The following is a 15,040-nucleotide window of genomic DNA, read 5'->3' as shown; positions in this document are numbered from 1 at the left end:
TAAATAAATAAATAGAGAGCAAACATGCCAATTAGTGAAGTCGGTGCCGTAGAGAAGCTTACCGCACAACTTGATAGTAATAATCTAGTCCAATATCAACTACCTTTAGCTAGTCTTAATAGAGACGGAACTAAACAAAGTATTGAGTTAAACCCCTTAATAGGAAAGCATATAAGTCTACATTTTTCCGGTATTATTGCCTGTAAACATTGTGGAAAACGCACCAAAAAAAGTTATTCACAGGGCTATTGTTACCCATGTATGAGTAAACTTGCCCAATGTGACATGTGTATTATGAAGCCTGAAACTTGTCACTTTCATTTAGGAACTTGTCGTGAGCCTGAATGGGGTGAAAAGAACTGCTTTGTCGACCACTATGTTTACTTGGCAAATAGTTCAGGTTTGAAAGTTGGTATTACTAGGCATACCCAGTTGCCTACTCGCTGGATTGACCAAGGGGCTTGTCAAGCCTTGCCAATATTTAAGGTAAGTACTCGCTTACAATCTGGTTTAGTAGAAACAGCGTTAGCTGAATTTATTAGTGATAAAACCAATTGGCGCGCTATGCTAAAAGGTGAGCCTGAGCCCCTAGATTTAAAAGCAAAAGCAGAAGAGTTAATCCCTGAGATTAGTTTACGTTTATCGCAACTTAGGCTTAAATTTGGTAGCGATGCGGTAATAGAACTAAATGAAGAAGTACAAGAGATTCATTATCCGGTAAATGAGTACTTAAGCAAAATTAGTTCTTTTAATTTTGATAAAACAGAGACGGTCTCGGGACTACTTTTGGGTATAAAGGGCCAGTATTTAATTTTTGATAAAGGCGTTATAAATATGAGGAAGTTTAGCTCATATCAAATAAGTATTGACTATTAGTAGCTTGAACTTGAGAATAAGTGTTTTACTTAGCTATAATTGGTTATAGAGCGATTAAAGTTGCTAAGAAACTTAAGATGTCGAAACTTAGACTGCTGTATTTAAGGTATTAAGATGACCGCAGATGATTATGTAGAACAAGCCAGTGAAATTTTTGTATTATCAGACTCTTTTATCAGAATCAGAGAGTTAATCGATGATGAAGCATCGACTATCGACGATATATCAGAAGTCATTCTGCTTGACCCTGCTCTTGCAGGTACGGTTCTAAAACTGGCTAACAGTCCGTTTTTTAACTATCCAGGTAAGATTGATACTATTTCAAAAGCGGTATTAGTATTAGGCATCACAGAAGTGTATAACCTTGTTATTGCTTATTTTACCACTGAAGCTTTCAAAAAAATAAATGCTAACCAAGCTTATCTTGATGATTTTTGGATCAAAAGCATTGATTGTGCTTTGCTGATGAAGTTCTTAGGAACAAGTTTAGGTATTGTCCATGCAGAGCGCTTATTTATTTTAGGTTTGTTACATAATTTAGGAGAGTTGGTGGTTCATCAACTCACATTAGAAAAACATACGGCTTGTGAAAGTAACGATATCAATCTATTGCCTTGGCATAAGCAGCAAGACATTTTAGGCTTTACCTTTGGTGAATGCTCAGCTGGCTTACTCAAGGAATGGCAATTACCTTATAACATATTTGCAGCTATTCGAGACCAAGATATTGACGACTTAAGTCAATATAACGTAGAAACACAGTTACTATATATTGCTAAACGAGTGATGAGTAAAAATCAGGTATTTAAAGGGCAAAGTCTTGATTACAGCTCTTTGGTAACTAAAGAGCAATTGGAGTTGCTTTGTCTTGATAAAAATATGTTAGAAAATGCTGTTGATTACTGTGACCTAGAGCGCTTAAGTTTGTTAGCTATACTAAACCCAAGAGCCTCAATGCTTTACTAATTTTAGCTTATGTAAACGATAGACAAATCATTTTACCCATATCTATAAAAGCCCGATAAATGCAATTTTATCGGGCTTTTATATAAACGGTAAATATGTTTACATCATGATAAATGAGTCATTATCGAGGGTTGTACCTTGCTTGGCTTAGAATATTATGCGGATCTAAGCTACTTTTGATTTTATTGACAGTTTGCCAAAAGTGACTGTCTTTATTGAGTAAATATTGTTGTTGATCAATATTAAGTCTATAAGGTACAAAGCCTTTTTTTAGTCCCTCTTCAACTAAAGATTTTAAACAATTATGGGCATCTTCAACGGCTCTAGGATTACTTAGATCAAAGACAATAGGGATAGTACTATCAATACAGTCATGCTTTAGATTGGTGAAAGTGATAAATGGCTCAATATTAAATTTGGGACAGGTATTCCTAATAAACTCGACAAATTCCCGTACTTTTCCAGCTTTCATAGTAATTAAGGGCGCATACCAAAGTAAACCGCAGCCATCTTGACCGGGAGATAAGTCATTTTTATCAAAATTATCACTGCCTTTATGACGCCAGTAAGCAAGTTTCAAAGCGACTTTATTCGGTTTGCCCAACATAATTTCTTTACCTTTATTAAATGAGTCGAGTTGCTCTGATACCTTAGACAAAATAGGGGTTTTACTGATAAACCAAGTGGGTAGGCTATTAATAACCTTATTCGCAATAATAATGGTAGAGCTATTTGAATAAATCCGCTTACAGGGCAGTTGTTTGAATATTTGGTTTATTTCTTTCTTTACCGCTTTAACAACACCTATACTGCCGTAAATACTGCCAACAATAGTCCAACTGGGGGTACGTAACTCTTTTGCTAACTTATTAATATCTTTATTCGCCATGACTTGATGAGAGTCATTACCGTTGGGGTTCTTGGCAAACATTGATAATAAGCGGCGCTGATCCATTAAGTTAATTGAACCGACTATGCCTTCATAATCTTGTAAAACCTTTCTAATTAGTGGGATTGCTCGCTCAAGCAAGTCATCATCCTGCATTTGGATAAAAAAGGAAGTGAAACCAGGCTTTATCTTAGCTAAACGTATGGTCATTTGACTAACAATACCAAAGTTTGATTGAGTAAATAGCCCTTCTAAATAAGGACCCAGCCCCCATTTAAATGTCTTATCGACAAACTTACCTTCACTGCTATCTAACTCACTGATAGCTGATTGATAAGGAGTACCATTACCCCAATACCCTTGAATACTAGTAACGGCACTAAAATGGTCTGTATAAGGCGTTATACCGTAACCACGCTCTAACGCATTAGCCAATATTGAGCATTCAGGCCCTGCGCCAGTAACTGGTACCATATAATCATAATTATGTTGTTGTAAAAAAATACTTAATTGCTGCTGGGTAACTCCAGGCTCTATGGTTACCAGTCCTAACTCGTTGTCAAAGTGACTTATCTGGGTTAACTGACCTAGATCTAATAGAATAATATTTTTACTTAAGCCTGTTGGTTGGCTAGTACCATAACCCCAGTTTTGTCCGGTACTAACTGGATAAAGTGAAAAAGCGAGAGTTTCATCGGTAGCACATTGATTAGCTAAATCAATGAGTGCTTTGATTTCATTGGCTTGAGTTATAGTAATAACGGCCATTAGTTGTCGTTGTTTTGTTGAAAAGCATTCTAATCCTTCGGTGCCAAGCATAGATCTGGCCAGTAGCTGAGGTTCAAATGACAAACTCGAATCAGTTGTGAGAACATTTTCAATGAGAGAGGCAAGTTGTGGTGACATGATGAGCACTTAGCGGTTAACCGCTGTTTGGTGGGTGAAGTTGTTTACTCTTTGGTTAAGGGTAACTACATTAAGTTGCTTTATTACCTTTAGCTAAATCTAGTTGATTCAGTTGCAAACAAATGTCTTTTTCAATGGTTCTATAAAGGCTTTTAAATCCAGGTGAAAGGTTTTTCATAAAGATTTCAGGGTTAATATAATAAGGTGCCCGCAAACCGTGATAATCAATTGGTGGACCAAGTTGCTGAAAGGTAATGCCAATGAATTTCATGCTGCGGGCAAGTCGAGGTTCCATCATGACATAAACATGGCGAATTCCTGTATTCATGCCCATGGTTGCTGCAGCCATGTATAAACCAATAGCAATAAAAGGGAAGCAACGTAATTCTGTTTCCGAATAGCTAATTTCACTAATTACACCTGTGCCAGAGCCTTTAAACGTATCTGCTTTACGACGACGAAAGTCTGACTTAACAGCTAAGCGTGATATTTCTGCTATTTCAGCGCGATTAAAGCGCTCAGGACTAAGCTCTTCATTGGTGATTGAGTCCATACAGTATTTTTCTATCGGTAGTAATTCATCAGGGCCACTTGAAGTAACCAATCTTACACAGCTGGTAAATGTTTCTGAAGGTTTGTGCTTAATTAAAGAAAAGAGTGATTGAGGATCAAATTCATCTGTTTCTTGACCATCTTTTCTAACATCTTCAAAAGCCAGCTCCTCACAGTAAACATTATGACGAATTTTAAATGCTTCTTCTTTTAAATGTTGATCTGAGGCTATATAAGGTTGTAAAAATTGGGTGAAATGATCTGAAATACTATGCGCTTCTCTACTGGCCTTAGCAGAGACAATTTTTTTAGTGATAGTAGCAATCACCGGTGTGCTTAATAATCGTTTATTCCAGTTCATTATTATTCCACGATGAAATTGTAAATAACTAGGTTAATACCAGTATAGCCGTTAACCCAGTTTAGCTATAATTATTGTTTAGATGACCTCTACAGTAGTATTTCTCTTAGGTTTGGCTGACTAAGAAAGTCCTTAGGGCTGGCTGAAGCGCCATAAGCGCCAGATTGAAAAACTACAACATAGTCGCCTAGATTTGCCTTAGGTAGCTGAATTTTATCGGCTAAAATATCGAGTGGCGTACATAAAGGGCCGACTATATTAACTTGCTCTAGTTCCTTATTATTGAGTTTATTACCTATGGCAAGCGGATAATTTTTTCTAATTACTTGGCCAAAATTACCTGAATTTGCAAGGTGGTGATGTAAGCCGCCATCACAGACTAAATAGGTGGTGCCACGAGAAAGTTTTTTATCAACCACTTTACAAACATAAATACCCGCTTCAGCAACCAAATAACGGCCTAACTCTAGGATTAGCTCTAAACCATCAACTAAACTTGCATATTGCTGTATCAGTGTTTGTAAATTGTCGGCTATTAAAGCAACGTCCAGTGGTTGTTCGTTAGCAAAGTAAGGCACGCCAAAGCCGCCACCGATATTAAGGTAATCTATTTTAACGCCAGTCACCTGAGTTGATAACGCTACTAACTGTTGTGCTAAGGCGAATGTTTGTTGTTGGGCTGAAATTATTGCCTTTGCATTGAGGTTTTGTGAGCCGGCAAAAATATGAAAACCGCGTAATTTTATGTATTCTAGAGGCAAGTTTTTGAGTACTCGAGGGACTTCTTCTTCATCAATACCAAAAGGTTTTGCTCCGCCAGACATTTTCATGCCAGAGGATTTAAGTTCGAATTTAGGGTTTACTCTAATGGCTATATTAGCTTTAAGGTTTAATGCTCTTGCAGCAACTTCTACTTTAGCTATTTCACCAACCGACTCGACATGTAAAGTTACTCCGGCAATGATAGCCCCTTCAATATCGTCAACACTTTTTCCTGGACCAGCGAAACTAATGTTATTAACGGGTATTCCAGTTTGAATAGCCAGCAGCATCTCTTTTTTTGAAGCAACATCAAAGCCTGAAACATGTTCTGCCATCAATTGAACTAAGCTGGGGTAAGGATTTGCTTTGATTGCATAATGAACTGATATTTGTTTTGGTAAGCTAGTCAGTAATTGTGTCACTCTATTGATTATGAGCTGACGATCATAGGCATAAAAAGGTGTACTACCGGTGAGCTTGTCAATTTTGCTAATGGAGATGTCGCCAACACTGAGTTCATTGGCTTGTGGAGAGAAGTTTTTGAGTGAGGTTTGTAAAATAGGTGCTGATTGAGTCATATTGCTACCAGTTGTTATCAGTTATTTTAGGTTAGTTAATATTTATTGTTTGGCTATATTGCATTTCTAAGCGCTTAGAATCAACTTTACCATTGGCATTACGAGGTAATTCACTTAAGAATATAATCTCTTTTGGTACCATATAATTAGGTAAGTTGAGTTGGCATTGTTTGAGTATACTTTTCTTAGTTAACGCTTGTTCATTGCTTGTGCTGACAATGAGAGCGATAATTAATTGACCTAGCTCAACAGAAGGCCTGGGTATAACAACGGCTTCACTGACTTGTGGTAGCCCTAATAAAACAGACTCTATTTCAGTTGGACTAACCCGGTAGCCAGACGTTTTAATCATGGTATCTTTTCTGGAGACAAAATAGAGGAAGCCATCAGCATCACGCTTAACAAAATCTCCCGAAAATACCGCCAATTCCGTGTTGTTGACGTTGAACGCTTGCCTAGGTGTGTTTTTAAAGCGCTCTGTTGTTGCTGACAGGTTCTGCCAGTAACCTAATGTCACTAACGGACCTATATGAACTAATTCGCCGACCTCATTATCGTCACAACTGCTACCATCTTCTCGTAAAATTAGAATTTCGGCATGAGGGATAGCCTTGCCAATGGAATTGGGTCTATTGTCTATTTCCTCAGGGGATAAAAAACTAGAACGGAAAGCTTCAGTTAAACCGTACATGAGATAAGGTTTTGCTTGTGGCATATTTTGTCTTAGTGACGCTAAAGTTGACAGCGGTAGCACACCCCCAGAGTTAGTGAAATATCGAATTGAACTTGCACAGTTATCAGGCCAGGCAGCTTTACTAAGCTGAGTCCATAAGGGGGGCACAGCAGCTAAGCCAGTAATTCCATATTGACTGATGGCTTTAACAACATCGTTCGCTAATAAATAATCGAGCAATACACACCTTGCTCCTACTAATAAACAACTGGTTAATTGATTTAGGCCATAGTCAAAACTTAGCGGTAATACCGCGAGAATATTATCATCAGCGGTCAGTTGCAAATATTGGCCAACAGATTTCGCGCCAAGAACAATATTTTTATGACTTAGCATTATACCTTTGGGCAGACCAGTACTACCTGAAGTATATAATATGGCAGCAAGGTCATCTGAGCTTCTTGCTTTTGGTAAAGCGTTGACTGATTTTTTTTGATAGTTAAAAGACTGCCAACTCAGTATGTTAATTGAGGGTGGATAGACAATACTCTGTAATTCTTGCTCACTTGCATCAACGACAATAATCGTTTTTAGCTCGGTACAAAGACCTAACGAAGGAACCATTGCTGTGAGTCTAGCGCGATTGGTGATCAACAGTTTGACTTGACAATTATTGACTATATATTGAACTTGTGGGGCTTTTAACACGGGATTGATGGGGACAAAAACGGCGCCTATTACTGAGCAGGCGAACATGCTCTGCACATTCTCTAAGTTCTTCGCTAAGTAAATGCCTATTCGATCACCTTGCATGATTGCTAATGACGAATAAGTTAGCGCTAGCTGGTTTACTTTTTCATTAAGCTGGGCATAACTAAACTGGCTATTCTTTATTTGTAGCGCAGTGGCATCGGGAGAGCGTTGTGCGCTATGGCTAATAAGCTCATGAACAAAGGTGGTCATCTGTCATCCTGAAAATTTAATTTATAGCATTTTTATCAAGGCTATTATGACCGCGAAAGAGTGATGTAGGCAAGTAGGAGTTCAATAAATGCTTATAAGTTAATGCGCTATTTGATGTGTTGTCATATTTACTTTTATTGGAATAACCTCCATTGCGGTTTGAAAACCTATTTTATATAACTGGTGTTTTTGCTCTTTCGTCATTTTAAAATCAACCGCGGAATGCTCGCCTATGTTAATCACTATAGTGTTGTGCCAAAAGTTTTCGTTAATGTATTCACGGGAAATAGTGGTCATAAAAGTGCGAATGAGTAAGGTTACATAATTAAAAATAGGAAAGAAGCCGTTAACATTAAGCTGGTCATATTCATGTTCACCACGTAAGCGAAAACAGAGTACCGGTGTACCTTTATGGTCCCAGTCTCTGTGTAAGGCATCTTCAGATAATATGCTGCCATCAACCATGATACGTTTGCCAAAGGATTTAAAACTAAAAACTAGCGGAATAGACATGGAAAACCTCACCGCTTGGGAAACTTTCATATCAGGGGTTAATTCAGCGTCAAAGATGACCGGTTTTCCATTAGTGACATCGGTAGCAACAATATGAAGGTTTCGGTCTAATTGAGCGAAAGTTTTACCTTGTAGGTTTTTATCTACCCAACGTTCAAAGGCGTCACCTGAGCTCAAACCGCCATGGCGAATGAGCTTGAGTAATGAAAATTCTCGAAATTGATTGTAGTTTGTTTGTAATGCAATTTTCTTGATATCATGCAGCGGTAGACCGGCAGCATAAAAACTAGCGATAATACTGCCACCTGATACCCCAACTAAATCATCAAATGGGATGTCGAGTAACTCAAGGGCTTTTAATACACCCAAGTGGGCTGGCAACCGAGTACCACCACCAGCTAGGATAGGTACAATAGTCTTATTCATTTAACTCCCCCTTAATAGCAATGCATAGAACTATACTTCGATATATTGAGCAGGCTTAAACCTTAATTATGTACAAAGTTAGCAATTTTGCGAAATATATCGCTAGAAGATATTGGCGAATAACTTTTCTATGCAACATGCTTTAAGGTAGACTTTGTTTTGGATAAGCAATATCAGTTAAATTATGAGGGAAAAATATGATACGTGTCATACAAGTGCTTAGTTTTATTGCCTTATTTTTTATGGCAAATACTCAAGCTGAGTTTGTTGATATTGTTGCTAAAATTAAACCAGCAGTTGTTGGTATTGGTATTCATACACCGACGAGCCGGCCGCAAAATATTTTGCGGGGGACAGGGTTTGTGATTGGTGATGGCACTTATATAGTCACTAATGATCACGTACTACCTACACTGTTAAATGAAAGCTTACTACAAAAAATGGCCATTTTTGTAGGCTCTGGTAGGAATGCGAAAGTGAGGGAGGCTGAGATAGTTGCCACCTCAAGCTTATATGATTTAGCTATTTTAAAAGTGTCAGGGCCAGCTTTACCAGCAATGAAATTGGCCAGTGGTGATTTTATTGCAGATGGCAGTTATATTGCTTTTACCGGTTTTCCTATTGGCGGTGTGCTTGGCTTATATCCGGTAACTCACCGAGGCATTATAGCGAGTACTACACCAACAGTTGTACCAGCCGTATCAGCTGAGCAAATTAATTTAAAAATGCTAAAACGCATGCGCAACCCTTACCTAGTTTATCAGCTTGATGCAACTGCTTACCCAGGAAATAGTGGCAGCGCTATGTATGATATGAAAACAGGGCATGTGGTTGGCATAATCAATAAAGTATTTGTACAGGCGACTAAAGAAGCGGTTATTAGTAACCCTAGCGGTATAACTTACGCAATCCCAGTAAAATTTTTACATCAAATACTTAGAGAAAATAATATTCAATTATAGCTAGGTATAGGTCAATTTTGGTTGGACATTCGATGTTTAAACTTAGTTAACCTGAACTCTAGATAATGAGTATTTGATGTTTAAGTAAACACAACAACTTAGATTGTTAGCAACAAAATTAAGTGACGATAGAGCCTATCAATGTTTCAATTTATCCGATTATCAAGGCAAAACGTTTGTGAATAACAGGTTATTTATCTAAATTTTAACGCTGAGGATCGGATATAGGGGAATCTTGAGCAAGTGCTGCTTATCCATAGTTTAGATTAGTTAATTTTATTTCTCTCAAAAGCTAATCACTACTCAATATGAGATTATTGTCATGTGGCGCTGGATATAAGCTTGATAAAGAGACCAGTTCAATGCCATGAAACTTTAACGTAGGGATCAGTTTGTTTAAAGCGGCTATCGTTTCAGGGTGAGGGTGGGCAATTGCAATTGCCATTTGATGCTTTTGAGATAAGTTAATAAGTTGTTCAAATTGCTGACTTATATATTTATCTGTTAATTCATTGTCCAAGAAAACATGTCTCGAATGAACGGGCACACCATAATCAATAGCCGCTTGTTCCGCTTTTGAGCGTGAGCTTGTTTTACTGTCTAAGAATAATAACTGATGTTGCTTTAAAAAATCCATGGTCCAAGCCATTGGTTGGTATAGTTGCGTGAGATAACTACCCATATGATTATTAATACCAATAGCAAAAGGAATTTCGGCAAATGATGCAGTTAAACTTTTTTTTATAGCGTCTTCATTCATATTACTTGTAAGAGCACCAGGACCTAACTTCTTTCTATTTTCTGCCTCCATAGGGATATGGATTAAAACATCATGGTCGTCATTATTAGCTTGTTTGGCAAGTTTTTTACCGTAAGTTGTGTGTGGCAAAAAGGCATAAGTGATAGCGCCAGGTAAAGTTAACGCGTGTTTATCAGTATAACGGTAACCCATGTCATCGATAACAATGGCTACTCGGTTGGTTTGTGCTTGGGCTTGAGCGTTAAGTAGGATAAAACCTAGCAACACAGCAGAGAGAGAAAGAAAAATTTCTTTTAAAAGGGTATTTTGCACTGAGTGATAGTTGTCTTTTTTAATTATTATAATAAGTAAGCCTAGCAGTTATTTAACAAAAAAATATAGAGATTTAGTTAGCAGCTGCAATTTAAATTCGCTGTGGATAAATCACTGTTAATTTCTATATTCAGTTTAGGTGGTATAAACTAACTACCGACACCATAACTTAGGGTTAAGCGCTTTTCCTTGGTGACGAATTTCAAAGTACAGCCCTGACTGTTCTTGGCCGCCACTTTGCCCTACTAAGGCTATTGGTTCCCCTGTTTCGACACGATCACCAACTGATTTTAATAAGGTTTGATTATGGGCGTAAAGGCTCATATAGCCGTTACCATGATCAATTACAGTCAATAAACCATAACCTTTCAGCCAATCTGAAAACAATACAGTGCCATTGTGGATTGTTTGTACTTGACGACTAATTGGCGCTGTAATTAATACGCCTTTCCATTTTAAATAACCTTGCTTTCGTGTACCAAAGCGATGCAACATTCGACCTTTAACTGGCCAGGATAACTTTCGCTTTAATTTACTTAAACCGGTTAAATCAATTTCTGCTTGGATAATTGCTGCAAGTTTGCTTAAGGCTTGATTTAAATTGTTTTCTTCAGCTTTGAGCTTATTCAATTGTTGTTGGCTGGAAAGTAAAGTACGACTCAATTTTTTAAGCGTTTTACTTCGCTGGCTTTTATTCGCTCTTAATTGATTACCTTGCTGTAATTGCTTTTCTTTTAGTTGCTGCAAGTGCTCAATTTGTGCTTGATGTTCTGTGCTCACTTGTAAAAGTTGGGCGATGGTAGCTTGAAACTTATCAATCTCCTTCATTCTTGCCTGATTTAAATATTGATAGTAACTAATGGTACGTTGAATTTTTTCACTTTGATCTTGATTAAGTAATAACTTGAGGTAATCATGCTGACCAGTAGTGTATGCAGATCTAAGTTGTTGCGCCAATAAGTTTTCTTGCTTTTGTTTGGCAATAGTTAGCTGTTTCTTCTCTATTGCTAAAGTAGATATTTTATCTTGAGTGGTGATCAGGTCAACTTCTATTTTGTTGATCGCTTTAGCCACTTTTGCAATCGCTAAGTCATCATTTTTTAGTTGCTGTTCTAGAATACTGCGCTGTTTGTTGGCATCAAAAATATTAGATTCTTGCTGTGAAATAGCTTTTTGTACGTCACTGAGTTTTGCGCGGTTCTTTTTTTGGACACTTTCATTACGATTGTTTTGCTCTGCCTGCGAAGGAAGAGCAAACAGCAAACTTATTATTAATAAGCTTGCTGTGGCTATATTTGATAGGTATTTACTTGCTAGATATGTGTGGATAAAAATCTCATATTCAATGATGGCAATAAATCTACAATCAATATATCACCTAAAGCAATGTTATCTCAAGACGAAGCGTTTATCTTAAGATATCAGAGAGATGGATTATTGATTTAATCTCACTTAGCTAACTGCATTAGTACTGAGCCAGTCATTTCTTCAGGTTGTTCCATGCCCATTAAGTGTAAAACACTGGGTGAAATATCACTTAAGGTACCAGATGCTGCTGGCGTCGCTTTTCGACCGACATAAATAAGCGGTACTGGTTCGCAGGTGTGTGCAGTATGTGCTTGTCCTGAAATGGGATCTTGCATTTGCTCGGCATTACCGTGATCGGCAGTAATTAAGCATTCACCACCGTTTCTTTGTAATGCTTCTACAACTCGACCAACACAAGTATCTACTGCTTCACAGGCTTTCACTGCAGCATCAAAGCTACCGGTATGTCCAACCATATCGCCATTAGGGTAATTACAGACGATGAAGTCATACTTCCCACTGTCAATTGCGCCAACAAGTTTGTCGGTAAGTAGGGTCGAATTCATTTCCGGTTGTAAGTCGTAGGTGGCAACATCAGGTGATGGCACTAAAATACGTTCTTCACCGATAAAAGTATCTTCCTTACCGCCACTAAAGAAAAAGGTGACATGGGCATACTTCTCAGTTTCAGAAATTCGTAATTGAGTTTTGTTATGTTTTGCTAACCACTCACCCATAACATTATTAAGTGTTGCGGGTGCAAAAGCTGATGGTGCATCAATCTCTGCTGAATATTGTGTCAACATGACAAAATCGCTGATTTGAGGTGTACTTTTTCTTTCAAAACCAGTGAATTTTTCTTCAGTAAAACAGCGGCTAAATTGACGGGCTCGATCTGCTCTAAAATTCATAAATATTAACGCATCGCCATCATTTACTTTAATCGGTTCACCAGATGGTGTGGTGATGGCGCTAGCACCAACAAATTCGTCATTCTCATCACGGTTATAAGCGGCTGATAGAGCATCTAATGCATTAGCATATTTGTGTAAACCGACGCCGCTAACCATCAAATTATAAGCAGCTTCAACACGATCCCAGCGTTGATCTCTGTCCATGGCATAATAACGACCAATGACTGATGCTATTTGACCTTCGCCAGTACCTGCTTCAGTAAATAACTCTGCGAATTTTTGTTGGGCTTTTTCTAAAGAAGCTTGTGCGCTGCGCGGTGGCGTATCACGACCATCTAAAAATGCGTGTAAATATACCTTTTGGGCGCCACGATTTTTGGCGAGCTCCATCATAGCGAAGATATGATCTTCATGACTATGAACACCACCTGGAGAAAGTAAACCAAAAATATGCACGGCATTATCACCTGCTATAGCGTTATCGACAGCATGGCATAAGGTGGGGTTTTCAACAAAATCACCATCCTTTATTGATTTTGTAATACGAGTGAAATCTTGATATACCACACGACCAGCACCTAAATTGACATGACCTACCTCAGAGTTACCCATTTGACCTTCAGGTAAACCTACGGCCATGCCTGAAGTATCGATGAGCATATTAGGGAAGTTGGCCTTTAAATCATCTAATACTGGTGTGTTTGCTTGGTGAATCGCATTTGAGCTAGTTTCTTCTCTATATCCCCAACCATCGAGAATCATCAGTACCGTTGATTTTTTATTCGCCATTATTTTTCCCGTTATATTAAGTATCTGCCATGTTTTATGGGCAAGTATTGTACACTCTCAGATAGTGTTATTCACTAAGGATTTAACATAGAAATGTTCCATGTTGGCTTACCAAGTTTAGCCGTGGCAGATATGTTCGCAATTCTACGTGATTTGCGTATAATGTGCCGATTCGAAATTTGATAAAAACGGTCTTTATTTATGGAACAATTGATTACTTTTGCAGGCAATAATGGCATGCTCAGCGCGGTTTGGGTTGCCCTAGTGGTAATGATTATCGTCACCACAATTAAAATGAAAATGTCGCCAATTAAACAAATTAGTACACAAGATTTAACTTTTTTGATGAATAGAGAAGAAGGTATTGCTCTTGATATCCGCAAGGAAAAAGAGTTTAAAGCGGGCCATATCCTTGATGCTATTAATTTACCAAATGAAAAAATCACTAAAAATGGCTTTGCTAGTCTTGAAAAATACAAAGACAAACCCATCATTGTAGTATGTGCAGCAGGTATGAGCGCAGTACAAATTGCCGGCAATTTATTCAAGGGTGGTTTTACTCGTGTTAGTGTACTTAAAGGTGGTATGAATAGCTGGACTGGTGCAGGCTTACCTGTAGCTAAATAGTTATTTACTGGTTTACATAAAAATCCATGTCACTAATCAATGACAGAGAAATTAAAATGGCAAAAATTGATATTTATACTAAAGCATACTGCCCATATTGTACTCATGCTCTTGGCTTATTAAAAAGTAAGTCGGTTGAATACAATGAAATTAAGATCGATGGCGATATGACTAAACGTAGCGCTATGATAGAACGTAGTAATGGTGGATATACAGTTCCGCAAATATTTATTAATGATGCTCATGTTGGCGGTTGTGATCAACTAGTAGCATTGGAAATGAACAGTCAGTTAGACGCGCTATTAAACGCAGAATAAAACTAAACTCAATTACATAATAAAAATTACAATAAAGGAGCCACTCATGGCTGAAGAAAACGAAGTAGTAAATAACGAAGCAGCACAATCTCCAGAGTTTGCAATCCAACGTATTTATACTAAAGATGTTTCATTTGAAACGCCTAATTCTCCAGCAGTATTTCAATTAGAGTGGAAACCTGAGATTAAATTAGACCTTGATACACGCTCAACTAAGTTGGGTGATGATACCTATGAAATTATTTTATCGGTAACTGTAACTGCTACTGTTGAAGGTCAAACTGCCTTTTTAGCTGAAGTACAGCAAGCGGGTATTTTTACTATTAGTAACGTGGATGAAGAGCGTTTAGCTCATACTATCGGCGCATTCTGCCCTACTACGCTATTCCCATATGCGCGTGAAACAGTAGCAAGTTTAGTAAATCGTGGTTCATTCCCACAATTTAACTTAACACCGGTTAACTTTGAAGGTTTATATGCTTCTTATGTGCAACAACGTGCGACACAAGAAAACATACCACAAAGTAGTGAAACACATTAATCACTAGCTATTGTAAAAATTAATATTAGCTTATAAGTAGGGTTG

At 37.8% G+C, this 15,040-nt stretch carries 14 protein-coding genes; 6 read left to right on the top strand and 8 right to left on the bottom strand.

Annotated elements, in window-relative coordinates; genetic code table 11:
* The first annotated feature begins 24 nt into the window (after positions 1 to 24).
* Positions 25 to 876, top strand: coding sequence for a DUF2797 domain-containing protein (locus GAB14E_RS08265; protein ID WP_033083033.1), 852 nt, complete (start codon positions 25 to 27; stop codon positions 874 to 876).
* Between the two features lie 114 nt (positions 877 to 990).
* Complete coding sequence (locus GAB14E_RS08270; RefSeq protein WP_033083032.1) at positions 991 to 1,842, top strand: HDOD domain-containing protein; 852 nt, start codon at positions 991 to 993, stop codon at positions 1,840 to 1,842.
* 121 nt (positions 1,843 to 1,963) lie between these two features.
* Here GAB14E_RS08270 and GAB14E_RS08275 read toward each other — a convergent pair whose 3' ends face one another.
* The 5 genes from GAB14E_RS08275 to GAB14E_RS08295 form a co-directional block, all read right to left on the bottom strand.
* Positions 1,964 to 3,637, bottom strand: coding sequence for an FAD-binding protein (locus tag GAB14E_RS08275; RefSeq protein ID WP_033083031.1), 1,674 nt, complete (start codon positions 3,635 to 3,637; stop codon positions 1,964 to 1,966).
* A 70-nt stretch (positions 3,638 to 3,707) separates the two neighbouring features.
* On the bottom strand, positions 3,708 to 4,550 hold the full coding sequence (locus GAB14E_RS08280) for a PEP-CTERM/exosortase system-associated acyltransferase (RefSeq protein WP_033083030.1): 843 nt from the start codon (positions 4,548 to 4,550) through the stop codon (positions 3,708 to 3,710).
* A gap of 89 nt (positions 4,551 to 4,639) precedes the next feature.
* Entirely contained in the window at positions 4,640 to 5,890 is a 1,251-nt protein-coding gene (locus GAB14E_RS08285) for a pyridoxal-dependent decarboxylase, exosortase A system-associated (RefSeq protein ID WP_033083029.1), read from the bottom strand.
* A 31-nt stretch (positions 5,891 to 5,921) separates the two neighbouring features.
* Positions 5,922 to 7,526, bottom strand: coding sequence for an acyl-CoA ligase (AMP-forming), exosortase A system-associated (locus GAB14E_RS08290; protein ID WP_033083028.1), 1,605 nt, complete (start codon positions 7,524 to 7,526; stop codon positions 5,922 to 5,924).
* 99 nt (positions 7,527 to 7,625) lie between these two features.
* The gene (locus GAB14E_RS08295; RefSeq protein WP_033083027.1) at positions 7,626 to 8,465 is read right to left on the bottom strand and encodes a patatin-like phospholipase family protein; all 840 of its coding nucleotides are present in this window, start codon (positions 8,463 to 8,465) and stop codon (positions 7,626 to 7,628) included.
* A 197-nt stretch (positions 8,466 to 8,662) separates the two neighbouring features.
* Here GAB14E_RS08295 and GAB14E_RS08300 point away from each other — a divergent pair, with 197 nt between their 5' ends.
* Positions 8,663 to 9,427 carry a S1 family peptidase gene (locus tag GAB14E_RS08300; protein WP_033083026.1) on the top strand — a complete coding sequence of 255 codons (765 nt, stop codon included), beginning with the start codon at positions 8,663 to 8,665 and terminating at the stop codon, positions 9,425 to 9,427.
* 292 nt (positions 9,428 to 9,719) lie between these two features.
* Here GAB14E_RS08300 and GAB14E_RS08305 read toward each other — a convergent pair whose 3' ends face one another.
* From GAB14E_RS08305 to gpmI, 3 genes are all read right to left on the bottom strand, one after another.
* Positions 9,720 to 10,499 (bottom strand): divergent polysaccharide deacetylase family protein, encoded by a 780-nt coding sequence (locus tag GAB14E_RS08305; protein WP_052093787.1) that lies wholly within the window; start codon positions 10,497 to 10,499, stop codon positions 9,720 to 9,722.
* Between the two features lie 153 nt (positions 10,500 to 10,652).
* Positions 10,653 to 11,762 carry a murein hydrolase activator EnvC family protein gene (locus tag GAB14E_RS08310; protein WP_231562065.1) on the bottom strand — a complete coding sequence of 370 codons (1,110 nt, stop codon included), beginning with the start codon at positions 11,760 to 11,762 and terminating at the stop codon, positions 10,653 to 10,655.
* Between the two features lie 185 nt (positions 11,763 to 11,947).
* Positions 11,948 to 13,510, bottom strand: coding sequence for a 2,3-bisphosphoglycerate-independent phosphoglycerate mutase (gpmI, locus tag GAB14E_RS08315; RefSeq protein ID WP_197061220.1), 1,563 nt, complete (start codon positions 13,508 to 13,510; stop codon positions 11,948 to 11,950).
* A gap of 201 nt (positions 13,511 to 13,711) precedes the next feature.
* Between gpmI and GAB14E_RS08320 the strand changes: the two genes are divergently transcribed.
* The 3 genes from GAB14E_RS08320 to secB are packed head-to-tail and all read left to right on the top strand — an operon-like array spanning position 13,712 to position 14,995.
* Positions 13,712 to 14,137 (top strand): rhodanese-like domain-containing protein, encoded by a 426-nt coding sequence (locus tag GAB14E_RS08320; RefSeq protein ID WP_033083023.1) that lies wholly within the window; start codon positions 13,712 to 13,714, stop codon positions 14,135 to 14,137.
* A 56-nt stretch (positions 14,138 to 14,193) separates the two neighbouring features.
* A complete protein-coding gene (gene grxC / locus GAB14E_RS08325) occupies positions 14,194 to 14,454 on the top strand; it encodes a glutaredoxin 3 (protein WP_033083022.1) in 261 nt (86 codons plus the stop codon).
* A 46-nt stretch (positions 14,455 to 14,500) separates the two neighbouring features.
* Entirely contained in the window at positions 14,501 to 14,995 is a 495-nt protein-coding gene (gene secB / locus GAB14E_RS08330; protein WP_033083021.1) for a protein-export chaperone SecB, read from the top strand.
* Positions 14,996 to 15,040: the final 45 nt, after the last annotated feature.

The sequence above is a fragment of the Colwellia psychrerythraea genome (assembly GCF_000764185.1).
Taxonomy (GTDB): domain Bacteria; phylum Pseudomonadota; class Gammaproteobacteria; order Enterobacterales; family Alteromonadaceae; genus Colwellia; species Colwellia psychrerythraea_B.
This window is presented reverse-complemented; position numbering and strand designations above follow the sequence as displayed.